General features: G+C 72.5%; 15 protein-coding genes and 1 pseudogene. 10 read left to right on the forward strand and 6 right to left on the reverse strand.

Features of this window, described 5'->3' with window-relative positions; all coding sequences use genetic code 11:
- The first annotated feature begins 559 nt into the window (after positions 1-559).
- Together BLT82_RS23180 and BLT82_RS23185 are read left to right on the forward strand one after the other, a co-directional pair.
- On the forward strand, positions 560-1,456 hold the full coding sequence (locus BLT82_RS23180) for a hypothetical protein (RefSeq protein ID WP_093657946.1): 897 nt from the start codon (positions 560-562) through the stop codon (positions 1,454-1,456).
- 157 nt (positions 1,457-1,613) lie between these two features.
- Entirely contained in the window at positions 1,614-2,141 is a 528-nt protein-coding gene (locus BLT82_RS23185) for a hypothetical protein (protein WP_093657948.1), read from the forward strand.
- Positions 2,142-2,488: 347 nt separating this feature from the next.
- On the opposite strand, the gene BLT82_RS23190 is transcribed toward BLT82_RS23185, so the two are convergent.
- The gene (locus BLT82_RS23190; protein WP_093657951.1) at positions 2,489-3,577 is read right to left on the reverse strand and encodes a multicopper oxidase domain-containing protein; all 1,089 of its coding nucleotides are present in this window, start codon (positions 3,575-3,577) and stop codon (positions 2,489-2,491) included.
- Positions 3,578-3,757: 180 nt separating this feature from the next.
- On the opposite strand from BLT82_RS23190, the gene BLT82_RS23195 reads away from it, so the two are divergent.
- Positions 3,758-6,250, forward strand: a complete 2,493-nt coding sequence (locus BLT82_RS23195) for a ThuA domain-containing protein (protein WP_093657953.1) — start codon at positions 3,758-3,760, stop codon at positions 6,248-6,250.
- 56 nt (positions 6,251-6,306) lie between these two features.
- The gene (locus tag BLT82_RS23200) at positions 6,307-8,463 is read left to right on the forward strand and encodes an OmpL47-type beta-barrel domain-containing protein (protein WP_093658087.1); all 2,157 of its coding nucleotides are present in this window, start codon (positions 6,307-6,309) and stop codon (positions 8,461-8,463) included.
- Positions 8,464-8,545: 82 nt separating this feature from the next.
- Here the strand turns inward: BLT82_RS23200 and ligD are convergent, their stop codons facing one another.
- Positions 8,546-9,685: a non-homologous end-joining DNA ligase gene (gene ligD, locus BLT82_RS23205; RefSeq protein WP_093657955.1), complete on the reverse strand. Its 1,140-nt coding sequence runs from the start codon at positions 9,683-9,685 to the stop codon at positions 8,546-8,548.
- Positions 9,686-9,737: 52 nt separating this feature from the next.
- On the opposite strand from ligD, the gene BLT82_RS23210 reads away from it, so the two are divergent.
- Positions 9,738-10,811, forward strand: a complete 1,074-nt coding sequence (locus tag BLT82_RS23210; RefSeq protein WP_093657957.1) for an ATP-dependent DNA ligase — start codon at positions 9,738-9,740, stop codon at positions 10,809-10,811.
- A 55-nt stretch (positions 10,812-10,866) separates the two neighbouring features.
- Here the strand turns inward: BLT82_RS23210 and BLT82_RS23215 are convergent.
- Positions 10,867-12,721 (reverse strand): annotated as a pseudogene (locus BLT82_RS23215) (AMP-dependent synthetase/ligase).
- A gap of 208 nt (positions 12,722-12,929) precedes the next feature.
- Here BLT82_RS23215 and BLT82_RS23220 point away from each other — a divergent pair.
- A complete protein-coding gene (locus tag BLT82_RS23220; RefSeq protein WP_093657959.1) occupies positions 12,930-13,190 on the forward strand; it encodes a hypothetical protein in 261 nt (86 codons plus the stop codon).
- A 123-nt stretch (positions 13,191-13,313) separates the two neighbouring features.
- Complete coding sequence (locus BLT82_RS23225; RefSeq protein WP_093657961.1) at positions 13,314-13,763, forward strand: hypothetical protein; 450 nt, start codon at positions 13,314-13,316, stop codon at positions 13,761-13,763.
- Positions 13,764-14,038: 275 nt separating this feature from the next.
- On the opposite strand, the gene BLT82_RS23230 is transcribed toward BLT82_RS23225, so the two are convergent.
- Positions 14,039-14,464 (reverse strand): YchJ family protein, encoded by a 426-nt coding sequence (locus BLT82_RS23230; RefSeq protein ID WP_093657963.1) that lies wholly within the window; start codon positions 14,462-14,464, stop codon positions 14,039-14,041.
- 125 nt (positions 14,465-14,589) lie between these two features.
- On the opposite strand from BLT82_RS23230, the gene BLT82_RS23235 reads away from it, so the two are divergent.
- Positions 14,590-16,371: a hydroxysqualene dehydroxylase gene (locus tag BLT82_RS23235; RefSeq protein ID WP_093657965.1), complete on the forward strand. Its 1,782-nt coding sequence runs from the start codon at positions 14,590-14,592 to the stop codon at positions 16,369-16,371.
- Between the two features lie 122 nt (positions 16,372-16,493).
- Here the strand turns inward: BLT82_RS23235 and BLT82_RS38705 are convergent, their stop codons facing one another.
- Positions 16,494-17,666 (reverse strand): alpha/beta fold hydrolase, encoded by a 1,173-nt coding sequence (locus tag BLT82_RS38705; RefSeq protein ID WP_342029422.1) that lies wholly within the window; start codon positions 17,664-17,666, stop codon positions 16,494-16,496.
- A gap of 36 nt (positions 17,667-17,702) precedes the next feature.
- On the reverse strand, positions 17,703-20,660 hold the full coding sequence (locus BLT82_RS23250; RefSeq protein WP_093657967.1) for a glycoside hydrolase family 2 TIM barrel-domain containing protein: 2,958 nt from the start codon (positions 20,658-20,660) through the stop codon (positions 17,703-17,705).
- A 248-nt stretch (positions 20,661-20,908) separates the two neighbouring features.
- On the opposite strand from BLT82_RS23250, the gene BLT82_RS23255 reads away from it, so the two are divergent.
- Positions 20,909-22,237 (forward strand): 6-phospho-beta-glucosidase, encoded by a 1,329-nt coding sequence (locus BLT82_RS23255; protein WP_093657969.1) that lies wholly within the window; start codon positions 20,909-20,911, stop codon positions 22,235-22,237.
- Positions 22,238-22,247: 10 nt separating this feature from the next.
- Positions 22,248-25,370 carry an alpha-mannosidase gene (locus tag BLT82_RS23260; RefSeq protein WP_093657971.1) on the forward strand — a complete coding sequence of 1,041 codons (3,123 nt, stop codon included), beginning with the start codon at positions 22,248-22,250 and terminating at the stop codon, positions 25,368-25,370.
- Positions 25,371-25,403 lie beyond the last annotated feature (33 nt).

The raw sequence follows: 25,403 nt of genomic DNA on the forward strand, positions 1-25,403 counted from the left end.
CGGACCGCGCGGCGTGCGCGACGATCCGTTCCCCGTTCCGGGTCGAATCGCTCGAACTGCCGCAGCACGGCTTCCGTGGCGTCGCCCGGATAGCCGTTCGCGGACGTACGCGCAGGCGTGGACCGGGGTGCACGCCGCCGTGCGACCGGCCGGGATCGGCGAGATACTGCTGCGCCGCCAGGACGAACGGGCGCTCCGGCATCCTGCCCGGTCGACCTGCCGTTCCGTGTGCGCCGCCGCCTCCACCGTGCCTCCGACGTACTCCAGCAGGGCGACGAGGGCGTCGGAGACCGGGCGTGAACCGCAGTCCCGCCCGCGCGAGGTTGACCCCGCCCGCGAGCCCGTTGGGGCCGGATCCGACGGCGATCGCGTCGGCCGTGCCTCAAGGGAACGGAGGTCACGCCGATATGATCCGCGCATGACGACCAGAAAGGCTCATGCCGGGTAGGCGCCGCCGCCCGTCCCCGCTCCTCCCCTCGGCGCGCTCGCCGCCGGGCCCACTCACGCTTCCGTGCGCCCGTGCCCGCGACGTCAGCACCGTCCTTCCCGAGGAGCCACCATGCAGGTCACACCCCTGAATCCGTACGCACGTCTCCCGCGCCCGTACCGCGCGATGCACACGGTGGACAGCACGATCGACGCCGAAGGCCGGGCCCACTGGCTGCTGTCCGAGCGGCCGCCGGCCACCGGGCCCGCCCCCGAGGGCGGCGGCCACGAGCCGTACGACGCCCTGGTCGTCACGGTCGGCGACGGCGACCCGCGGCAGACGCATCTGAGCTCCGTCGTGCATCCCCGGGGACTGCTGGGCGCCCTCCCCGACGGGGGTTTCGTCGTCGCTGCAGCCCGAACACGCCGCGCCACCGGGCCCGGTGAGCAGGTGCAGGTCTTCGACGCGCTGGGCCGGGCGTCCTGGACGTTCGACGTCGGGGACGCCGTCGAGCACCTGCTCGTGGACACCGGCGGTGATCTGTGGGTGGGGCACTTCGACGAGAACCCCGAGGGAATCCGCCGGTGGAATGTGTCGGGTGAACTGCTGTGGGAGTCCGGTGACACCGCGCCGGGAGCCGGCTGGATCATGGACTGCTATGCGCTGAACATCGGCCGCCACACGGTCTGGGCCTGCCCGTACACCGAGTTCCCCGTGCTGGAGATCCGCGAGGGGGCGCCGGTGCGGGTGCGCTCCAACGGCGTGCGCGGCGCCAGGGCACTGGCCGTCGCCGGGGAGCGGATCGTCTTCTTCGGCGGGTACGGGGACGACGCCGACCGGCTCGTGGTGTGCGCGACGACCGGCAGCGGTGTCGAGCCGGCGAAGACCACACGGGTCGTCCGTCCCGACGGCGGGCGGCTCGGACGGCGGCGCGTCGTGAGTCGCGATGCGAGGGTGTACGTGCAGGAGGAGCCGTACACCGAGTGGTACGTGCTCGACGCGGGCGCGACCCTCCCGGCGGCGCTCTGACGCCGGGCGCGCGGGCGGGTTGCGGTGGCCCGGGCCGGCCGCCCTGGGCGCAGAGTTGGCCGTACGGCGTCGCCCTCCGTCCCGTGCGATCACTCGTGCCGGTGGTCCGGCCGTGTGCCCACCGCGCCGGGGCCGGTCGCTGCGGCAGGGTGGACGGATGCACCCCCGGATCAGGCCCCTCACCCTCGCCGTACTCCTCGCCGCGACCGGTCTCGTCGCGACCGGCTGCGTCTCCGTGCCCGGGACGCCGTCGCCCCCCGCGCCCGGCCTCGTGCCGGCCGGGGCCCCGTCACCGGCACCCGTCGCCCCGGACCGCCCCGCGGAACAGGCGCCCGCCCACGGCGAACTCGCCTCCACCGGGCCGCAGACGTCGCCGCGGCCGCGGCCGTCGAGCGGCCGCGAGGCGGACGACGGCCGGCGGGCCGAGGGGCGCGCGCCGGGCGGGGCGGTCGCGCCGCAGGGGCGGGAGCGTCGCGCGGCCGCGCCGCAGCAGCCGGCACGCGGTGAGCGGGGCGACAAGGCCTCGGCGGAGAAGGCGCGTTCGCCGCGCAAGCACAGGAAGCACCCGGGTGTACGACCGCCCCGGGTGCGGACGCACTACGACATGGGTGATCTGTGCCGGGCCTCGGACGGCGTGGCGGACCCGTCCTTCGTCGCCATGTGCCGGGCGAGCTACGGCCGCTGAGGAGTCCGCGACCGGCGCCGGGCCGGACGGACGGCTCCCGCCGGGCCGTCGGAGCCCGGGACCGTGCCCGTTCCGGCTCGGACCGGGCTCGGTGCAGGCGCGATACCCGCGCGGCCCCCACAGGCCGCGCGGGTCCGCGACGCCTGCGCGGGAGCCTCGTCCGCATTCCCCGCGCAGGCTGTCCCCTGGGCCCACCCCGTCGTTGCTCCTGTCCGCCCCGTCGCCGGTACGACGCCGTGGCGCACGAACCCGTTCCGCACCGGGCGAGTTCGGTGCGGATCCGTCCCGCCCGAGCCCGTTCCGCTCCGAGCCGGTTTCACACGAGCCGGTTCCGCCCGAAGTGCCGCTCAGTGCGCGTGCGACCCCGACGCGCCCTCGGCGCCCGACGCGGTCTTCGCACCGGTCTTCGCACCGGTCTTCGCACCGGTCTTCGCACCGGTCTTCGCACCGGTCTTCGCGCCGGGTGACGCAGGCGCCGCCGGATGGTGCGGCTCGTACCCGGGGATCGTGCCGTCCGGCTTGGCGACCAGGAACAGGCCCGCCATCCCCATGTCCGAGTGGCTCTGCACATGGCAGTGGTACATCCAGGCGCCGGCTCCCACACCCTCACCCGCGATGATCTGGAAGCCGAAGGAGTCCGCCGGCCCGGTGATCTTGTTGTCGACGATCCGGGAGGGGTCGTCGGGTCCGGTGAGCAGGCCGGTCCTGTTGTCCGCCCAGCGGTGACCGTGCATATGGAAGGTGTGGTAGTACTCGCCGTGCGTGATCATCACGATCTCGACCCGGTCGCCCACGGTCGCCCGGAAGTCCGGACTCTCGTGCCCCGGCCTGTTGTTGATCGTCATGTCGTTGAAGACGATCGTGAACTGCCTGTCCGGCAGGAGGTCGCCCTTCCTGCGCACCACGACGGGTCCGTACAGCCCCTTGCGGATGCCGCCGGTGCCGTGGTCCGTGCCCACCACGTGGTCGTGGTAGTGCCAGTAGCCCGCGCTGCCCGCCCGCCAGGTGCCGTCCTTGCGCCGGCCCGGGGCGTGGGTGCGCCAGGTGTAGGTGCGGGTGGCGCCCGGTTCGACATGGCTCCTGCTCGTCCGGGTGCCGTCGCTGGCGATGTCGTAGTCCACGCCGTGGACATGGAGGCTGGCCGGCACGTCCATGGTGTTCTCGAGCTGGATGTGCAGGGTGTCCCCCTCGACGAGCTCGATCATCGGACCGGGGATCGTCGCCTTGCCCTTCTCCAGGCCGTACCCCATCTGACCGTCCGCCAGTTTCTCGGCGTACAGCTTGAGATGGCGTACCTGGCCGCCGGCCGGGGCAGTCTTCGGTGCGCCCTCGGCGGAGGTCGCGGCGGAAGCGGTGGCAAGGGACAACGATGTCACACCCGTCGCCGCGACCGCGCCGCCCGCCAGCAGGCGCCGGTTGAAGCTCCGTCTGTCCATGTGAACTCCCCAGTGCCGTAAGGAAAATCGGGTTGGGCCGGGCACACCGTAGTCGGCTGATCTTCGTTTCTCCACACCCAGGACAAAGTTCGTCGGATTGCGACCATACCTATTGGCGGTTCGCCGAAAGAGGTCTAGCTTCACGGCTGTTGCTGTGACCAATGAGGGGTGGGTGACCACATGCACCGCGCACCACATCACCGGTCGAGATCCCGTCGCGGGACGGCGGCGGCACTGCTGGCCGGGACGATGGCCGCGTCCTTGCTCGGCGGGACCGCCGCGACGGCGAGACCCGCGCCGGATCCTCTGTCGCCCAGGACGACAACGTTGTCCCTGCCATCGCCACCGGGCGGCGCGAACGTACGGGTGCTCGTCTTCCATGCCTCCGCCGGCCAGGAGCCGCCGACCGTCGACCCCGGGATCGCGGCCATCGAGCAGATCGGGCTGACGGGGCCGGCGGCGGGCCGGTTCCGCACCGAGGCCACCGACGACGCGTCCGTCTTCACCAACGCCAAGAAGCTCGGCCGGTACAACGCCGTGGTCTTCCTGACCGGCGGCGGGGACGTGCTCGACCCCGAGCAGGAGGCGGGCCTGGAAGCGTACATGGAGGCGGGCGGCGGTTTCGTCGGCATCCACGACGCCGCCCGCGCGGAGCCGTACTCGGACTGGTTCACCGGTCTCGTGGGCGCCCGGCCCACCACCTCACCGGCCGCCGTCCAGCGCGCGGTCGTCGAGGTCGGCGACCGGCTCCACCCGGCGACCAAGAGCCTCCCGCTGAACTGGAAGCGGCCCGACAAGTGGCTCAACTGGACGGTGAACCCGTCCGGTTCGGTCCACACCGTGGCCCGGGTCAAGGAGAGCTCGTACCAGCCGGGCCAGGGCGCCAACGGCTGGGACCACCCCGTGTCGTGGTGCCGGGACTACGACGGCGGCCGCTCCTTCTACACCGGCATGGGCGGGACGGCCGACTCGTTCGCCGAGACGGACTTCCGGGACCATCTGCGCGGCGCGCTGGCCTGGACGTCCCGCACCTCGCAGGCGGACTGCAAGGCCACCATCACCGCCAACTACACGGCGCAGCGGGTGACCCAGCCCAACCAGCCCGGACAGAACGACCAGATCGGCGAGCCGCACGGCCTGGTCGCGGCGCCCGACGGGCGGATCCTGTACATCGGGCGCGGCGGCGCGGACTCGTCCCAGCCGGTCGTGACCGACTGGAACGACCCCGGCATCGGCAAGGGCGAGGGCGAGATCCACGTCTACGACCCGAAGACGAAGAAGGTGACCCTCGCGGGCGCGCTCACGGTCTTCGGCAACAAGGGCGGCGGTGACGAACTCACCAAGAACGAGGAGGGGCTCCTCGGCATCGAGCTCGACCCGGAGTTCGAGACCAACGGCTGGGTGTACCTGCACTACACACCGCACTCGCGGATCAACCGCGACACGCACATGGCGGAGCGGTACGTCTCCCGCTTCACCCTCGACCTCGCCACCAACAAACTGGACACGGCGAGCGAGAAGGTGCTGCTGAAGTGGCCGGTGCAGATCCACAGCTGCTGCCATTCGGGCGGGGGGATGGCCTTCGACTCCAAGGGCAACCTCTACATCGCCACCGGTGACAACAACTCGTCCGGCTTCAGCTCGGGTTACTCGGGCAACAACCCGCAGCCGAACTTCAAGGGCGTGTCGTTCGCGGACGCACGCCGCACCGCGGGCAACACCAACAATCTCAACGGCAAGATCCTGCGGATCCACCCCGAGGGCGACGGGACCTACACCCTGCCCGAGGGCAACCTCTTCACCGGTGAGGAGCCGGACGAGGGCGGCGGCAAGACCCGCGGCGAGATCTATGTGATGGGCGTGCGCAACCCGGCGCGGATCTTCGTCGACAGGACGACCGACGTCCTGTACGCCGGCTGGGTCGGCCCGGACGCCGGTTCGCCGTCGACGACGTGGGGTCCGGCCAAGTACGACACGTTCGCCGCGATCACCAAGGCGGGCAACCACGGCTGGCCGTTCTGCATGGGCAACAACCAGCCCTACCGGGACCGCAACCTGCCCGACCCGAGCGTGCCGCTCGGCTGGTACGACTGCGCCAGGCCGAAGAACGAGTCGCCGAACAACGACGGCCTGGTGAACCTGCCGCCGGTGACGCCGAACACGATCTGGTACTCGCCTCAGGGCGGCGGCCCGGACTACCCGCGCGACGCCGCCGGTGTGCCCAGCTACAAGGTGGAGGAGCAGAAGCTGCTGCTGCCGTGGCTCAAGGGCGGCGGTCAGGCGACCATGAACGGCCCGGTGTACCGGTTCGACGACGCGAAGGGCGACCCGGCCGTGCGCTGGCCCGCGTACTGGGACGGCAAGTGGTTCGTCGGCGACTTCTACGACGGCGACCAGCCGCGGCACGCCGTGCTGACCGACCCGAAGACGGTCGGCAAGGGCGGACTGCCCGTGCACGCCGAGTCCCTGAAGAAGATCATCCCGGTCGGCGCGGACGGCATCCGCAACCTCATGGACTGGAAGTTCGCCCCGGACGGATCGCTGTACGTCCTCGACTACGGGCGCGGCTTCTTCACCTCCGATTCCAGGTCCGCGCTGTGGCGCGTGACGTACAAGGGCGGCGGGCCGACCCCGGCCGCCGATCAGCTCGCGAGGAAGGCGGCGCAGCAGTGAGACCATTCCGGCAGGGACAGCTCCGTCTGTGGACGGCGCTGCTGGGCGCGCTCGTGATGGTGCTCGGGCTGACCTCGACCGTCGCCTACGGGCGGGCGGGTGAACGGGAGGCGGACACGACCGCGGCCCAGACGCTCACCTGGACCGCGGGCGACCCGATCGACCGCTATCTGTCGTTCCCGACGACCGCGGTGGCGGGCGCGACGACGATCGTCTTCGAGAACAGCAAGACGACCGGCAACACCACCGGGATGCCGCACACGCTGTCCTTCGACGTCTCGGATCCCGAGTACAACAACGACGTTCCGCTGAACATCCTGGCGAACCCCAACGACGACCAGGGCGGGAAGCACTCGGTCGAGGTCACCCTGACGCCGGGGCGGTACCGCTTCCACTGCACGATCCCCGGCCACGGCCAGATGCAGGGCATCCTCACGGTGACCGACCCGGGCGGTGAGGACACGACGGCGCCCGAGACCTCCGCGAAGGTCGAGGGCGAGAAGAACGCCGACGGCGCCTACATCGGCCACGCCACGGTGACCGTGGCGGCGACGGATGCCGGTTCGGGGGTCAACACCGTCGAGTACGCGCTGGGCGCGGACGGGGCCTGGCAGCCCTACACCGCACCCGTGATGGTCCACGAGACCGGCACCCACAAGGTCCGCTACCGGGCCACCGACAAGGCCGGCAACACCGCCGCCGAGAAGGCCGTCGACTTCACCGTCGTCGCCCCGCCGACGGACGACAAGACCCCGCCGGAGACGTCGGCGACGGTAAGCGGCGAGAAGAACGAGCAGAGCGAGTACCTGGGCATGGCGACGGTCACCGTGACCGCCTCCGACACGGGCTCCGGGGTCAACACCATCGAGTACGCGCTGGGCGCGGACGGGGCCTGGCAGCCCTACACCGCACCCGTGATGGTCCACGAGACCGGCACCCACAAGGTCCGCTACCGGGCCACCGACAAGGCCGGCAACACCGCCGCCGAGAAGGCCGTCGACTTCACCGTCGTCGCCCCGCCGACGGACGACAAGACCCCGCCGACGACCGCGGCGACGGTGACCGGAACCAGGAACTCGGACGGTGCGTACATCACCAGCGCCACGGTGACGGTGACGGCGGCCGACACGGACTCGGGTGTGGAGCGCATCGAGTACTCGCTCGACGCGGGCCCGTACCTGGCCTACACCGCGCCCGTGATCGTCGACCGGGTCGGGTTCCACACCGTGCAGTACCGGGCCACCGACAAGGCCGGCAACACCTCCGAGGCGAAGAAGGAGTCCTTCACGGTCGCGGAGAGCGGCGGCGTCCCCGCCCCGAACTGCCCGGAGTACGACGAGCGGCTGACCGTGATCGTCGGCAGCGTCGACACGGGTGTGCCGAACCGGGTCACCCGCTCCCGGTGCACGATCAACGAGCTGATCGAGGACGAGAAGGACTGGAGCTCCCACGCCCTGTTCCTCAAGCACGTCGACGCGGTGCTGGACCGGCTCCTGGCCGACGGCGTGATCGACCAGCGCGAGCACAGGAAGATCTACAAGGCCGCCAAGCAGTCCGGCATCGGCAAGCCGGGCCAGACCGCCGGCTACCGCGACCTGTTCGACGGCACGGCCGCCTCGTTCGCCAAGTGGCAGCACGTGGGCGGCGGTTCGTTCGGTCTCAACGCCGACGGGTCGATGACCAGCGGCACCACCAAGGGCGGCCTGGGCATGCTGTGGTTCCCGCGGCGGCAGTACGGCGACTTCTCGCTGAAGCTCCAGTGGCGGGACGACGCCCCGGGCACCGGCAACGCCAACAGTGGTGTGTTCGTGCGCTTCCCGTACGTGCACGACAACCCGGAGGAGCCGCGGCCGGAGTGGGTCGCCATCAAGTACGGCCATGAGGTGCAGGTCCTGGACCGGCCCGACGGCGACATGTACAAGACCGGCTCCGTCTACGGCTTCGACCGCGTCGGTCTCGGCGGGGCCGGGGTCACCCCGAAGGGCACCTGGAACGACTACGAGATCCGGGTGGAGGGCCAGCACTACTCGGTCTACCGCAGCGGTGTCCTGATCAACGAGTTCGAGAACAGCGGCGGCCAGGAGTTCGTCCCGGCGCGGGCCGACGACCCGGGCACGGACGGGCGGCGCTACGCCCAGGGCTACATCGGCCTCCAGGTGCACGGCACCACCGATGTGATCTCGTACCGCAACATCCGCGTCAAGGAGCTGTAGCCGACACGGCGCACGGTGCTCGGTGCCCCACCGCCGGCGGGCGGTGGGGCACCGGCGTGCCGGCCCCGCCCGGCCCGCCCGTTCAGCCGTCGCCCGGTGGAGTCGCCTCCCCCGGCGACCCCTCGCCGGGCCCGGTCCGCCCCGGTGCCGTTTCCCCGGATCCGCCCCGGCTCCCGGCGGCCGAGCGCCCGGCCTTCTTCGCACCGCCGGCCGGGGCGTCCTTCTTCGCACGGCTCGGCTGCACCCGCTTCGGCTCGCCGGGCATCTTCGGGTACTCCGGTGGATACGGCAGATCGCCCAGCCCGTGCTCCGCCTCGTCGCGGCGGGCGATTTCCAGCAGCCCCTCCAGGCCGAATCGGTGGTCGTCCATGTCGGCGTGGACGTCACCGGCCTCGGCGTAGCGCGTCTGCATCGACCTGATGTCGAAGTCCTCGGGGACGGCGTCGTCGATCTCCTCCCAGCGCAGCGGCGCGGACACCGGGGCGTGGGGGCGGGGCCGCACGGAGTAGGCGGAGGCGATGGTGCGGTCGCGGGCGGTCTGGTTGTAGTCGACGAAGATCCGCGCGCCGCGTTCCTCCTTCCACCACTTGATGGTGACGTGGTCCGGCATGCGGCGTTCCAGCTGCCGTCCGCAGGCGATGGCGGCGCGCCGGACCTGGGTGAAGGTCCAGCGCGGTTCGATGGGAACGAACACATGGATGCCGCGTCCGCCGGACGTCTTGGGCCAGCCGCGCAGCCCGGCCTGGTCGAGGACGTCCCGCAGCTCGTGGGCGGCGCGGACGGCGTCGGCGTAGTCGGTGCCGGGCTGCGGGTCCAGGTCGATGCGCAGCTCGTCGGGGTGGTCGGTGTCCTCGCGGCGGACCGGCCACGGGTGGAAGGTGACGGCGCCGAGGTTCGCGGCCCAGGCGACGGCGGCGGGCTCGGTCGGGCACATCTCGTCGGCCGACCGGCCGCTGGGGAACGTGATGTGGGCGGTGGGGATCCAGTCGGGGAGGTACTTCGGGGCGCGCTTCTGGAAGAACGACTCGCCGGTCACCCCGTCGGGGTAGCGCTCGAGGGTGGTGGGCCGGTCCCGCAGCGCACGGGTGATGCCGTCGCCGACGGCGAGGTAGTACCGGACCATGTCCATCTTGGTGTAGCCGCGTTCGGGGAAGTACACCTTGTCCGGATTGGACACACGGACGGTCCGCCCGCCCACTTCCACTTCCACCGCTCCGGCCATGACCGTCAGCGTAGGCCGTGCCAGGATTCCGTGCATACCGGACAATCACCCTATGGATCTGCCGGTGATGCCACCCGTGAAACCGATGCTCGCCAAATCCGTGGCGAAGATCCCGCCCGGGATGCAGTACGAGGCCAAGTGGGACGGCTTCCGTGCGATCGTCCACCGGGACGCGGACGAGGTGGTGATCGGCAGCCGCACCGGGAAGCCGCTGACCCGCTATTTCCCCGAGCTGGTCACCGCCCTGCGCGCCAATCTGCCGCAGCGCTGTGTCGTCGACGGCGAGATCGTGATCGCCCACGAGGGGCGGCTCGACTTCGACCGGCTCACCGAGCGCATCCATCCGGCGGACTCCCGGGTGCGGATGCTCGCCGAGCGCACCCCGGCCGGTTTCGTGGCGTTCGACCTCCTCGCCCTCGGCGACGACTCGCTGCTCGACACACCGCTCGCCGAGCGGCGCGCGGCGCTCGTCGGGGCGCTCTCGGGTGCGCGCGAGCCGGTGTACGTCGCGCCGGCGACGACCGACACGACCGTCGCGGAACAGTGGTTCGAGCAGTACGAGGGGGCCGGGCTCGACGGGGTGATCGCCAAGCCGCTGGACCTCCCGTACCGGCCCGACGCACGGCTGATGTACAAGATCAAGCACGAGCGGACCGCGGACGTGGTCGTCGCGGGCTACCGCTTCCACAAGAGCGGGCCGGTCGTCGGTTCACTGCTGCTCGGCCTGTACGACTCGGAGGGCGCGCTGCAGCACGTGGGCGTCTGCGCCGCGTTCTCCATGAAGCACCGCGAGGAGCTGGTCGCCGAGCTGGAGCCGCTGCGCCTGGCGGACGTGTCGGAACACCCGTGGGCGCGCTGGGCCGAGGAGGAGGCGCACGAGTCGGCCCGGCTGCCCGGCGCGCCGAGCCGCTGGTCGGGCAAGAAGGACCTGTCGTGGGTGGCGCTGCGGCCCGAACGGGTGGTGGAGGTCGCATACGACCACATGGAGGGCGACCGCTTCCGGCACACGGCGCAGTTCCGGCGGTGGCGGCCCGACCGCACTCCGGAGAGCTGCACGTACGCCCAGCTGGAGGAGCCGGTGCGCTACGACCTCTCGGAGGTGCTGTCGGCGCCGCCGTCCAGGTGAACCACGGACGGCGGCTTCCGTGTGGGGGCCGTGCCCGCCGGGAGGCCGGCCCCGATCAGCGGTACAGCGCTTCGATCTCGGCCTCGTACGCCTCGGCCGCCGCGTGCCGCCTGACCTTGAGCGACGGCGTCAGCAGTCCGTGCTCCTCGGTGAACTCCCCCGCGACGAGGCGGAATTCACGGATGGACTCCGCCCGGGAGACGGCCTGGTTGGCGTAGTCGACCGCCTCGCCGACGTCGGCGATCATCTCCGGGTCGTCGCAGAGCTCGGTGAGCGGTGTGTCCGCGGGCCGCCTGCGGACCGCGAGCCAGTGCGGGACCGCCTCGGGGTCGAGCGTGACGAGTGCGGCGACGAAGGGGCGGCCGTCCCCCACCACGACGCACTGGCCGACCGGCGGGCGGCTGCGCAGCCGGTCCTCCAGGACCGCGGGTGACACGTTCTTGCCACCGGAGGTGACAAGGATGTCCTTCTTCCGGCCGGTGATGGTCAGATAGCCCTCGTCGTCGAGGCTCCCGAGGTCACCGGTGGCGAACCAGCCTCCGTCGAGCACCTCCGCGGTGGCGGCCGGGTCGTTCCAGTACGAGCCGAAGACGATGCCGCCCTTGACCAGGACCTCGCCGTCGTCGGCGATCCGTATCGCCGTCCCGGGCACGGGCAGGCCGACGGTGCCGGGGCGGGGACCCAGGGGCGGGATGATCGTGGCGGCCGCGGTGGTCTCGGTGAGGCCGTACCCCTCGTAGACGATGATCCCGGCGGCGTAGAAGAAGAGATTGAGCCGGCGGTCGAGCGGGGAGCCGCCGCTGATGGCGTAGCGCAGCCGGCCGCCGAGCTCCTTGCGGACGCGCCGGTAGACGAGCAGGTCGTACAGCACCCAGGCGAGGTACAGCCCCGGTCCCGGTCCCTTCCCCCGGCCGAGGAACTTCCCGAGGTACGTCTCGCCGAACCGTACGGCGATCCGGTCGGCCCGCTCGAAGGAGGCACCGCGTCCGATCCGCTCGGCGGTCGCCCGGCCCGTGTCGTGGATCTTCTCGAAGAGGTACGGGACGCCGACGACGAACGCGGGCCGGAACGACCGAAGTTCGGGGCGGAGTTCGTCGGGTCTGATGCCGGGGCAGTGGCCGAGCTCGATGCGCGCCAGGAGACAGGCGAGCTGGATGGTCCGGCCGAGGATGTGGGCGAGGGGCAGGAACAGCAGGGTCGAGGCGGTCTGGCCGGTGATCTCCTTGAACAGCGGGTGGAGCAGCTCCACGGTGTTGGCGGCCTCCGCGTGGAGATTGCCGTGGGTGAGCACACAGCCCTTGGGGCGGCCCGTGGTCCCGGAGGTGTAGCAGAGGGTGGCGATGCTGTCGGGGCCGAGGGCGCTGCGCCGCTCGGCGATCTCCTCGTCGGAGGTGCGGGTGCCCAGCTCGGTGAGCTCGCGCAGCGCGCCGCCGTCGATGCTCCAGGTCCGGGGCGACGGCGAACCGGGCGTCCGAGTCGCTCAGTACCCAGGCGATCTGCTCGGCGGACGAGGTGGCGTAGACGGGGACGGACTGCCCGCCCGCGGCCCACACCGCGAAGTCGAGGACGGTCCATTCGTAGCGGGTGCGGGACATCAGGGCGACCCGGTCGCCGGGCTCGAGACCCGCGGCGACGAGTCCCTTGGCGACGGCGGTGACCTCCCGGGCGAACGCGGCCGAGGTGACGGGCCGCCAGCCGTCGCCCTCCTTCCGGCGGAGGACGACGGCACCGGGGGCCTCCTCGGCGCTGACGAAGGGGATGTCGGCCGCGGACCCGGAGGCTGAGGGCCGGGCGAGCGGAGTGGCGCGCACCTCGCGCACGGTGCCGTTCTCCCTGATCAGTTCCACGGTGGCGCGTCCCGCAAGGTCGGCTCGGCGCCTGGCCCGCCTCAGATCCCTGCGTACGCCCATCGTCGGCTCCTGTTCGGCGCAAGCGGACTTACCGGGGGTTACAGGAAGGTCAACTTACTCCCGCGTAAGGAGAAATCAACGGTCGCGACCGAACGGTTTCCACACAGAGACGTCCCGGCTGACGAACCGTGAAGCGCATCAGGTACGTATAGAGGAGAACACCACCCATGCCCGGCGACCCCGGAGCAACATCAGAAAAGGACACCACGTGACCGCGTCCAACCTCGTCCCCGTCCCGATTCCCGACGGTGTGGCCGCCCTGATCGGGTCCTGCATGCCGCTCGGCGTGCTGCAGGCGGAGATCGACGCCGAGTGCGCGGCGCGCGAGGCCATGCGGTTCCGGGCACCGCTCTGCGGCGAGGACCAGGTCGACCGCGAGCACGCCCTGGCCGCGCTCGCCCGGGCGAACAAGATCCTCGCCGCCTACAACCCGGGGCTGGTGGTGCGTCCCGGCGGGCCGCGCTCGTAGGCCGACACGGCGGGCGCCGTGACCGGACCCCGGGCCCCTGCCGTCGACCGCCGGCGGGAATCTGTTGACACCTGGCACTCCCGCCACTGTCAGGGGTCCGGGGCCCGCCGTTAGCGTCACTGCGTGACCAAGATCCTTCTTATCGTCCACGTCCTGGCCGCGATCATCGCCGTGGGTCCGGTGACCGTGGCGGCCAGCATGTTCCCCCCGACCGGCCGGCAGGTCATCGCCTCGCCCGAGGACGAGCGGGCCCGCGCCGTCCTGAAGAACCTCCATGGCGTTTGCCGGGCGTACGCGCTCGTCGGCGTCACCGTCCCGGTCTTCGGGCTCGCCACCGCGATGCAGCTCGGCGTGCTCGGCGACGCCTGGCTGATCGTCTCGATCGTGCTCACCGCCGCGGCCGCCGCCGTCCTGGCGGCGCTGGTGCTGCCCCGGCAGAGCGCGGTGCTGGAAGGTCCCGCGGTGATAGCCGACACCAAGCGGCTGGCGATGTACACGGGGATCTTCAACCTGCTGTGGGCGGTCGTCACCGCACTGATGATCGTGCGGCCGGGCTCGACGACGAGCGTCTGAGGCCGTCCCGGGGTTCCGCGGGGCAGAACGACCCGACGGTCCACCGGCAGATGCCGGGAAGCCGCTCCACCGACCGCCCGGCCGGCGCGCGTTCGCGCCACACGGCGACGACACCCGCGTACTGCGGGGCACGGCGCCGGCAGGAGGCCAACCGCCTTGCCTCGCACGGGGGTCGGGGTGCCGCGGACCCATCGGCCCCGGCCCGGCGACGGGCGGCGGCGCGCCGGTCCCGGCGTGCACGAGCCGCCCGCGGCGGGCGGGGTGGGCGGGGCGGCTCACTCCATGAAAGTGCCGTTCACATACACCCAGGCGCCGTCGTGCCGCTCGAAGTGGCTGCGCTCGTGAAGCTGTCCGGGATGACCGCCCTGGGTGTAGCGGGCGACGAAGGTGACCGTGCCGGTGGTGTGGAACACGCTGCCCTCGCCGGTGTCCCGGATCTCCAGGCCCGTCCAGCGCATCGCGGGCTCGAAGTCCACACCGCTCGGCCGGTAGTCGGGGTGCCAGGTGCGCAGCAGATAGGCCTCGTCACGGACGACGAAGGCGCAGTAGCGGGATCGCATCAGGAGTTCCGCGGTGGGGGCGGCGGACGCCCCGGCGTGGAACCTGCCGCAGCAGGCCCCGTACGCGGCGGGCAGTCCGCACGGGCAGGGCGAGCCGTCGGTGACGATGGGCTGCGGGGGGCGGGTGGTACGTCGGGCCATGGGGCCATTGTGTCTTGACCGGTGTCGCGCTGGGTGAATGGGCCCGCGCGGCGCTTCCGGGTCACGGGGGCCGTCCCTATGCTCCTGCGCCGGACCTCACAGTTACCGTCGAGTAGGGGCTGGGCATGGATCGGTTGGGAACCACGTCGGGAGCGACCCGGCGCACCTTCATCGCGGGAGCCGCGGCGGCCGGCTCCGCGGCCGCCCTCACCGCAGGGGCCTCGGCCGCGTCGGCGGCGCCCCGCGCGCCGCGGCCGTCCGTCGCCGTCCTGGGCGGCGGCGTCGCGGGGCTCACGGCGGCCCATGAACTGGCCGAGCGCGGCTTACCCGTGACCGTCTACGAGCGCAGAGCCCTGGGCGGCAAGGCCCGGAGCATGGACGTGCCGGACAGCGGCAGGGGCGGCCGGCGCCATCTGCCCGCCGAGCACGGCTTCCGCTTCATCCCCGGCATCTACCACAACCTGCCGGACACGATGCGCCGCATCCCCTTCCCCGGCAACCGCAACGGCGTCTGGGACAACCTCGTCGCACCGCCGGAGATGTCGTTCGCCCGCACCGGCCGCGAGGACCTGCGCATCCCGCTCCCCTGGCCCGGTCACCGCCCGGCCGACCTCACGCTCGACGAGATCCGCCGCGCGCTGATCGCCTTCCTCGACACGGTCACCCACATCCCGCCGCACGAGACGGCGTACTTCGCGGGCCGCGGCCTGGTCTTCCTCACCAGCTGCGACGAACGGCGCAACGAGGCCTGGGAGCGTACGCCGTGGTGGGAGTTCATCAGGGCCGAGCGGATGTCGTACGACTACCAGCGCATCCTCGCCGTGGGGCTGACCCGCAACATCGTGGCGACCAAGGCCGAGGAGGCCAGCACCCGGACGGTCGCCACCCTGCTGGAGGCGTTCGTCTTCAACGCGCTGGGGCGCGGCGCGGACGGCCCGCTGGACCGCGTCCTCAACGCCCCCACCAACGAGGCGTGGATCGACCCCTGGGTCGCCCATCTGCGGTCCCTCGGTGTGGAGTTCAGGGTCGGCTGGACCCTGCGCGAGCTCGCGTACGGTGACGGCCGCATCACCGGGGCGGTGCTGGAGGACCCGTCGGGGGCGCGCCGTACCGTCACCGCCGACCACTACGTCTCGGCCCTCCCCGTCGAGCACGCCCGCCGCACCTGGGGCCCGGCGCTGCGCGCCGCCGATCCGCAGCTCGCGCGCTGCGACGCGCTGCAGACCGACTGGATGACGGGCATCCAGTTCTATCTGACGGAGCGTGCTCCGCTGCTCCACGGCCATCTCAACTGCATCGACTCGCCGTGGTCCCTGACCGCGATCCAGCAGGCCGAGCACTGGCCGCACCGCGACTTCCCGCGCGACTACGGCGACGGCTCCGCCGTCGACTGCCTGTCCGTGGACGTCTCCGAATGGGACCGGCCCGGCATCCTCTACGGGAAGACCGCCAAGCAGTGCACGCGCGAGCAGGTCGCCCGGGAGGTGTGGGCACAGCTGAAGGCCGCGCTCAACGACACGGGCCGCACCGTGCTGAAGGACGGCGCCCTGCACTCCTGGTTCCTGGATCCGGGTGTCGACGGCCTCGGCACGCCGGAGCCGACGAACGACGACGAGCTGCTGATCCACCCGGTGGGGACCTTCCACAACCGCCCCAGCGCGGCCACGGCGGTCCCCAACCTCCACCTCTCCGGGGACTTCGTCTCCGTCGACATCGACCTGGCCACCATGGAGGGCGCCAACGCCTCCGCCCGCGCGGCCGTCAACGCCCTTCTGGACCGGATCGGTTCGCCCGCCGAACGCTGCACGATCAAGCCCCTGTTCCGGGCCCCGGAGCTGGAGCACCTGAAGCGCCACGACCGCTCGCGGTACCGGCTGGGGCTGCGGAACCTGTTCGATCTGGGGTAGCGCCTCCCCGGGCGGCGCGGTGTGACGGCGGGTCCGGGCCCGTGAGGTGCCGGGGCCGGGAGGAGATCCGTTCACCGGCCCGGGACGGCCCACGCCCCGGCGGCCGGCCACGGCGCCCGGAGTCACAGACCGGCGAGGAAGTCCCTGACGACGGCCGCGTACTCCACGGGTGCGGTGTCGTGGACCGTGTGTCCCGCCTCGAGTTCGACGAGGCGGGTGCGGGGCCGCCGGTCCACCATGGCCCTGGCGTGCCCGGTGCCGAGGACGTCGCTCCGGGTGCCTCGGATCAGCAGGGCGGGGCAGTCGCCGGCCAGCCAGTCGTGCCAGTGGTCGCCGTTGAGCCGGCGCTGGGAGGCGGCCATGTCCTCGGGCGCGAAGGCGAGTCCCCACCCGTCGGAGTACTCGCGGATGGCGTCCGTGAGGTACGGGGCCGACCCGGCCAGGCCCCGGACGAGCGCCGCGCGGGTCGGCGCCCGCTCCGGCCAGGACAGGCAGAACGAGAGGTCGTCGTCGACCTCGGCGCCGATGTCCTCCACGACCAGCGCAGTGACGAGACCCGGGTGCCGGGCGGCCAGCTGGTAGGCGTTGACCCCGCCGAGCGAGTGTCCGAGGACCACCAGGTTCTCCAGGCCGAGCCGGGCGGCGAGTGCGGCGGCGTCACCGACGTAGCCTTCGCGGGAGAAGTCCGCCGGCCGGTCCGAATGGCCGTGGCCCCGCTGGTCGGGTGCGATGACCCGCCAGTCGGGGGCCAGTTCGCGGGCCAGCCGGTCGAACGTCCGCGCCTCCCCGAAGTGGCCGTGGAGGGCGAGCAGGGGCCGCCCCGGGCCCCCGTGGTCGAGGTAGGACAGGAGCCGTCCGTCGATGCGCATCGCGTGACGGGCCGGTTCCTCCGCGGTCGCGGCGGACAGCGCACCCAGGCGTTGCCCCACGCGTGCGCGAAGAGTCCGGTAGGCGTCCCCACGACGCAGCGGCCGGCCCACGGGCCGCTCGACCACCCTGACGGGGGTGACCGTCTGCCCTCGCCGGAACTGCTCGCGGGTCAGGTCGACTTCGAGGCCGCCGGGGAGACGGTTCCACCAGTGGTGTCCGTGCTGTTCGCCGCCGAGACGCACCTCGCCGAGGACGAGGTCCCCACCGAGCAGGTCGTGGACGACCAGTGCGGTGATGTCGCAGTGCCCCCAGGCCGGATTCCCGCTGGTCCAGGGGGCGCGCTCGAGGTCGTCGGGTGAGCAGGTCCCGGCGGACCAGCTCTGCCGCAGGGCCTGTTCGATGTCGGTGAGCAGCCACGTCGCCATGGCGCCCACTCTCGCAGGCGGGGCTGACAGCGGGTGCTACCGCTGCGCCGCGCCGCCTCCCGCCACGGCGCCTCCGCAGTCCGCCGCGCCGAGCGTCCACGCCCATCGGTGCGTCCCCGTCGGCACCAGGTACCGGGGCAGGGTGTCGGGGCCGCAGGAGGCCGTGCCGAGGCCGCGGTGGGCGGCGTCGACGTGGAGGACGCAGCCGGGGCGCGGGGCGAGTTCGTCGTGGTGCGCGGCGGCGGCGAGGTCGGCGGCGCGGTGGCGGGTGACGGAGACCTGGCGGGGGGCGTCCAGGCGGACGGCGAGTCCCGTGCCGTCGGGGCGCGTGAGGGAGAAGGCGCGCACCGCGTTGCGTCCGCCGCTCTCCTGGGGGCGCAGGTAGGGCGTGAAGAGGTCGTCGACGCGGGCCCGGTGGTGGGACACGTACCCGGCGGCGCTGCGGTCGGGGTAGCTCTCCCAGGGGCCGGGCCCGTACCACTCCAGGCTGTCCGGGCCGGGGGCGGTCTCCAGGACGGAGCCGACGCGGGCGACGTCGTGGAGCGCGCCGGGCAGGGTGGCGGTCTCCTCGACCAGGACCGAGCCGTCGGCGAGTGCCGTGAGGACCTGTTCGTGGACGACCGTTCCCACGGCGGTGGGGTGTTCGGCGACGGTCGTCGTCCTGCCGTCGCCCTCGTGGGTGACGGACACGATCTTGCGGACGAGCGTGTCGAGGCCCCACTCGCTCCAGCGCCGTGCGGCGCCGCCGAGGAGGTCGTTGTCGGTGGGGGCGCGCCACAGGCTCAGCACGGGCGGCGCGGTGAGGAGGGGGTGGACGAGCAGGCCCTCCTCGTCGGTCTCCACGCGGCCGCCCGGTGCGGCCGGGGGCCAGGCCGCGGTGCGCTCCCGCAACCGGATGCCCGGGGCGCAGATCTCGGTGCCGGCCGGCGCCCAGGGCTCGTCGCGGGCGGTGGTGACGCGCAGCGTGACCCACAGTTCGCCGCCGTCGTCGGGCAGCGCGGCGGGCAGCGGCAGGGGCGCCGAAGCGCCGGGCGGGAGGTCGGGCAGGCGTACGGGTTCGCTCCGGACGCCGCGGTGCTCGGCTCCGATCTGCCACTCGGCGCTCAGCCAGGCCAGGTCGCGCACGTGCATGCGGTTGTGGACGGTCGCCGTGGTCCCGTCGTACGACAGCCGTACGGGGGCGGCGAGTTCGCGGTGCTCGTACATCGCGGGCTTCGGGGTGCGGTCGGGCAGCACCAGGCCGTCGGCGCAGAAGGCGCCGTCGTGGGGGCTGTCGCCGAAGTCGCCGCCGTAGGCCCACCGGTGGCCAGGGGCGGCGATCCCGTCGGCGTACCCACCGGTCGTGCCGGGGCCCGCGGGGAGGCCGTCTGCGATGCGCTGCAGGATGCCGTGGTCCCGGAACTCCCAGATGAATCCGCCCTGCAGACCGGGTGTGGTCTCGATCTCGGCCCAGTGGTCGGCGAGGGTGCCGTTGCTGTTGCCCATGGCGTGCGAGTACTCGCAGAGGATCAGCGGCTTGGTCTGCTCGCCGGACCGGGCGTGCGCGGTGATCTCGTCGAGGGACGCGTACATCGGGCAGGCGATGTCGGCGGCGATCCGGGCGGACGCCCAGTCGGTCCTCGCCGCGCCCTCGTACTGGACGGGCCGGGTCGGGTCGTGGCGGCGGACCCAGGCGGCCGCCGCGTCGTGGTGGGCGCCGTAGTCGCTCTCGTTGCCGAGCGACCAGACGACGACGGAGGGGTGGTTCTTGTCGCGGAGCACCATCCGGGAGACGCGGTCGACGAAGGCGGGCAGATAGCGGGGGTCGTCGGCGATCTCGTGGGCGTGGTCGTGGCTCTCGATGTCGGCCTCGTCGACGACGTACAGGCCGAGTTCGTCGGTGAGGCGGAGCAGCGCGGGGTCGTTCGGGTAGTGGGACGTGCGCACGGCGTTGAACCCGAAGCGCTTCATGGTGACGAGATCGGCCCGCATGTCCTCCTCGGTGACGACCCGGCCGGTCAGCGGGTGGAAGTCATGGCGGTTGACGCCGCGGATCAGCACCCGGTCGCCGTTGATCAGCAGGTCCCGGCCGCGGATCTCGACGGTGCGGAACCCGATGCGCTGCCGCGCGGTGTCGGCGACCGTCCCGTCGGCCCGGTGCAGCCGCACGGTGAGCCCGTACAGGGCGGGCGACTCGGCCGACCAGGGGCGGGCGTCCGTGACGGTGGCGGTCAGCCGGGCCTCGCCGAGGAAGTCCGAGACCCGTCCCTGCTCGCGGTTGGCGGCGTCGTGGGCGGTGTCCCGGGCGAGTTCGCCGTATCCCTCCAGCCCGGCGCTGACGGACCAGCCCTCGGTGAGCGGTCCGCGGACGCGGCAGTCCACGCGCAGGTCGCCGTCCCGTCCGGCCCGGACGTCGACGTCGTCCAGGTACAGCGGGTCGGTGGAGCAGAGCCGTACCGAGCGGGTGATGCCGCCGTGCCACCACTGGTCCTGGTCCTCGATGTGCGAGGCGTCGGACCATTTGACGACGGTGAGCCGCAGGGTGTGGGTCGCGCCGGGGCGGACGACGTCCGTGATGTCGAAGTCGCTCGCCAGGTGGGAGTCCTTGCCGATGCCTACCGGCCGCCGGTCGACCTCGGCGATCAGCACGCTCTCGGCGGCGCCGACGTGGAGGAGGATCCTGCGGCCCGCCCACTCGGCCGGGATCGCGGCCTCCCGCTCGTACACGCCCGTCGGATTCGCCTCGGGCACGAGCGGCGGCCGGTGCGGGAACGGCATCCGGACGTTCGTGTAGTGCGGCAGGTCGTGGGGGTCGTGCATGGTCCAGCAGCCGGGCACGGGCGCCTCGCCCCACTCCTCGGCGAGGGGTGCGCCGGGTGAGCGCAGTAGTTGGAAGCGCCAGGTGCCGTCGAGGAGGACGCTGCCGTCGCGGCGGTCCACGGCGCTCATGGGCAGCCGCCGCCAGCCGGTCAGTTCGGGCGATTCCCAGGGACGTACGGAGTCGCTGATGCTCATCGGAGGGTCCCCCTCGGACAGGGCCGCATGCCAGGACAGCGACAGTATTCAACGGTTTCCGACAGAATCCAACGGCCGAGGGGAAGGGAGATCCGGGCACCGGCCGCGGGGTGCGCATTCCGCGGGGAGGCGGTCGCGTTCTCGCGCGAACGACGCCGAGGTGACAGCGTTGGGGCAGGACAGGGCAGGAGCGAGCCGGGCGGGGACGGCGGCCCGGCGCGTGCGCCAGGCAGGAGGAAGGGCGCGGGATGAGGCTGACGATTCTGGGCGGCGGAGGCTTCCGCGTGCCGCTGGTGTACGGCGCGCTCCTCGGCGACCACGACGAGGGCCGGGTCACCCGGGTCACCCTCCACGACCTCGACGGGACCCGGCTCCGCGCCGTCGCCACGGTCCTGGCCGAGCAGGCCTCGGGGGTGCCGGACGCTCCCGTGGTCGAGGTCACCACCGACCTCGACGAGGCCCTGCGCGGCGCCGACTTCGTGTTCTCCGCGATCCGGGTCGGCGGGCTGGAGGGACGCGCCGCCGACGAGCGGGTGGCGCTCGCCGAGGGCGTGCTGGGCCAGGAGACGGTCGGCGCCGGCGGCATCGCGTACGGCCTGCGGACGGTGCCGGTGGCGACGGACATCGCCCGCCGGGTGGCCGCGCTCGCGCCCGACGCGTGGGTCATCAACTTCACCAACCCCGCGGGACTGGTCACCGAGGCCATGTCCCGGGTGCTCGGCGACCGGGTCATCGGGATCTGCGACTCACCCGTCGGGCTCGGCCGGCGCGTGGCACGCGCCCTCGGCGCGGACCCCGGCCGGGTGTGGACGGACTACGTCGGCCTCAACCACCTGGGCTGGCTGCGCGGACTGCGGGTGGCCGGCCGGGACGAGCTGCCGCGCCTGTTCGCCGACCCGGAGGCGCTCGGCTCCCTCGAGGAGGGCAGGCTGTTCGGCACGGACTGGCTGCGCTCGCTCGGCGCGATCCCCAACGAGTACCTGCACTACTACTACTTCAACCGCGAGACCGTGCAGGCGTACCGCCGGGCGGAACGCACCCGCGGGGTCTTCCTCCGCGACCAGCAGGCCGGTTTCTACGCCGAACCCTCCCTGAAGCGCTGGGAGTCCACCCTCGCGGAGCGCGAGGCCACCTACATGGCCGACAACCGCGAGGCGTCCGGGGCGGGCCGACGGGCCGACGAGGACCTGGAGTCGGGCGGCTACGAGAAGGTCGCGCTGGCCCTGATGCGCGCCGTCGCCCGCGACGAGCGCGCCACGCTGATCCTCAACGTCCGCAATCGCACGACCCTTTCCGTACTCGACGCGGACGCCGTGATCGAGGTGCCCTGCCTCGTCGACGCCAACGGCGCCCATCCGTACGCCGTCGATCCGCTGCCGGGCCATGCCACCGGCCTGGTCACCGCGGTGAAGGCCGTCGAACGGGAGGTCATGACGGCCGCGGAGAGCGGGTCGCGCGCCGCCGCCGTGCGGGCCTTCGCCCTGCACCCCCTGGTCGACTCCGTCACCGTCGCCCGCCGTCTGCTGGACGGGTACACCGCCGTACACCCCGGTCTCGCCCACCTCAACCGGAAGTAGGTGCTGAGAGATGCACGACGAACGGCACAGGATCGAGCAGCGCGTCGCGCGCGTGCTGGAGCAGCGCATCCGGCCGGTGATCCACGCGGACTCCGTGCCGCTGACCGTGACGGCCTGGCAGGTGCCCGGCGAGCCCGTGCCGTTCGAGGAGGCGCGGGAGGCCGCGTACGAGCCGTTCACGGTGGGCACCGCGTGGGGTCCGCCGTGGGGGACCACCTGGTTCCGGGTCGCCGGCGGGGTGCCCCCGGCCTGGGCGGGCCGGCGCGTGGAGGCCTGGTTCGACCTGGGGTTCACCAGCGGCTGGCCGGGGAACCAGGCCGAGGCGCTCGTCCATCTCCCGGACGGCACACCCGTGAAGGCCGTCAACCCGCAGAACCAGTACGTGCCGATCGCCTCCCCGGCGGCGGGCGGCGAACGGATCGACTTCCTGATCGAGGCCGCCTCCAACCCGGACATCCTCAAGGACCGCTTCCGCTCCCCCACCCCGATGGGCGACAGGCGCACGGCGGGCAGCGCGCCGCTCTACACCTTCGCGCGGGCCGATCTCGCCGTGCTCGACGAGGACGTCTGGCACCTGTCGCTCGACATGCAGGTGCTGCAGGAGCTGATGCTGGAGCTCAGCGAGCACGAGCCGCGCCGTCACGAGATCATGTACACCCTGGAGCGGGCGCTGGACGTGCTCGACCTCGACGACGTGCCGGGAACGGCGGCCGCGGCACGGGACGTCCTCGCCGAGGCCCTCGCCCGGCCCGCCCACGCCAGCGCGCACACCCTGTCGGCGGTCGGGCACGCCCACATCGACAGCGCCTGGCTGTGGCCGATCCGGGAGACCAAGCGGAAGGCGGCCCGGACGTTCTCCAACGTCACCTCGCTGGCGAAGGAGTACCCCGAGTTCGTCTTCGCCTGCTCGCAGGCGCAGCAGTACGCGTGGGTGCGGGACAACCATCCGCAGGTGTGGGCGGGCATCAAGGAGGCCGTGGCGAACGGGCAGTGGGCGCCCGTCGGCGGGATGTGGGTGGAGGCGGACGGCAATCTGCCCGGCGGCGAGGCGCTGGCCCGGCAGCTCGTGCACGGGAAGCGCTTCTTCCTCGACGAGTTCGGCATCGAGACGCACGGCGTGTGGCTGCCGGACTCGTTCGGCTACACCGCGGCCTATCCGCAGCTCGCGAAACTCGCCGGGATGAGCTGGTTCCTGACCCAGAAGCTCTCCTGGAACCAGACCAACAAGCTGCCCCACCACACCTTCTGGTGGGAGGGCATCGACGGCTCGCGGATCTTCACCCATTTCCCGCCCGTCGACACCTACAACGTGGTCTTCTCCGGGCGGGAGATGGCCCACGCGGTGCGCAACTACCAGGACAAGGGGCGGGGCACGCGGTCGCTGGCCCCGTTCGGCCACGGCGACGGCGGCGGCGGCCCCAACAGGGAGATGCTGGAGCGGGCCCGGCGGCTGGCCGACCTGGAGGGCTCGGCGAAGGTCGTCGTCGAGCACCCGGACGCCTTCTTCGAGGCGGCGCGGGCGGAGTACGCGGGCCACGCCGACGCCCCGGTGTGGTCGGGGGAGCTGTACCTGGAGCTGCACCGTGCCACCTACACCTCGCAGGCCCGCACCAAGCAGGGCAACCGGCGCAGCGAACACGCCCTGCGCGAGGCCGAGCTGTGGGCGACGGCGGCGGCCCTGCACGTGCCCGGGTACGCCTACCCTTACGCGGAGCTGGACCGGCTGTGGAAGACGGTGCTGCTGCACCAGTTCCACGACATCCTGCCGGGCTCGTCGATCGCCTGGGTCCACCGGGAGGCCGAGACGGAGTACGCCCGGGTCGCTAAGGAGCTGGAGGCGCTGACCGCACAGGCCCTGGAGGCGGTGAGCGGGGCAGGGCGGGTCGAGCCGTGGGCGTACAACGCGGGGCCCCGGGACCGGGCCGAGGTCGTACGGCTGCCGTCGGTCCTGGCGGATGTCCTCGACCCGGGCCTGCCCAGGCTGTCCGACGGCTCGGCCGCCGTCGCCGTGGCGGTTCCGGCCTCCGGATCGGCCCGGATCACCCCTGAGATCCCGTCGCAGCCGCCGGTCAAGATGACGAACCGGGCCTTGGACAACGGCCTCGTGCGGGTCGAGCTCGCCGACGACGGCACCTTCACCTCCGTACGCGACCTCGTCGCCGGCCGCGAGGTGCTGGCGCCCGGCGGCAAGGGCAACCTGCTGCGGCTGCACAGCGACCTGCCGAACTACTGGGACGCCTGGGACATCGACAAGCACTATCTGGCCCGGTACACCGACCTGCTGGAGGGGGCCACGATCAGGATCGCCGACGACAGCCCGCTGCTCGGCGCCCTGCGTGTGGAGCGGACCTTCGGCCGGGGCTCGCGGATCGTGCAGACCGTCAGCCTGCGGGCAGGCAGCCGCCGCGTCGACATCGACACCGAGATCGACTGGCACGAGGCGGAGAAGATCCTCAAGGCCGCCTTCCCGGTCGACGTGCACGCGGAACGCTCCACCGCCGAGATCCAGTTCGGCCACGTCCACCGGCCGACGCACACCAACACCAGCTGGGAGGCGGCCCGTTTCGAGGTCTACGGCCACCGCTGGGTGCACATCGGCGAGAACGGCTACGGCGTCGCGGTCCTCAACGACTCGACGTACGGGCACGACGTGACCCGTACGACGCGCGAGGAGGACGGCGGCACGACCACGACCGTCCGGCTGAGCCTGGTACGCGCGCCCCGCATCCCGGACCCCGAGGCGGACCAGGGCCCGCACCGCTTCACCTACGCGCTGCTGCCCGGAGCGACGGTCGAGGAGGCCATCGCGGAGGGGTACGCCCTGAACCTGCCGCTGCGGATCGGTCCCGGCGGTGCCGACGTGCCACCGGTGGTGACGACGGACGGCCCCGCGGTCCTGGTGGAAGCGGTGAAGCTCGCCGACGACGGTTCGGGCGACGTGGTCGTGCGGCTCTACGAGTCGCTCGGCGGCCGCGCGGCGACGGTGCTGCGCACGGGTTTCCCGGCGACGGGCGCGGTGCTGACGGACCTGCTGGAGCGGCCGCTGGACGAGCCGCCGCTCGCGGTGGAGGACGGCGGAGTGGTCCTGGCGCTGCGGCCGTTCCAGATCGTGACGGTGCGGCTGAGGCGCTGAGGCGGGCTGGGGCGAGGGTCCTGGCGGGCTGCG

This window comes from Streptomyces wuyuanensis (assembly GCF_900103455.1).
Classification (GTDB): domain Bacteria; phylum Actinomycetota; class Actinomycetes; order Streptomycetales; family Streptomycetaceae; genus Streptomyces; species Streptomyces wuyuanensis.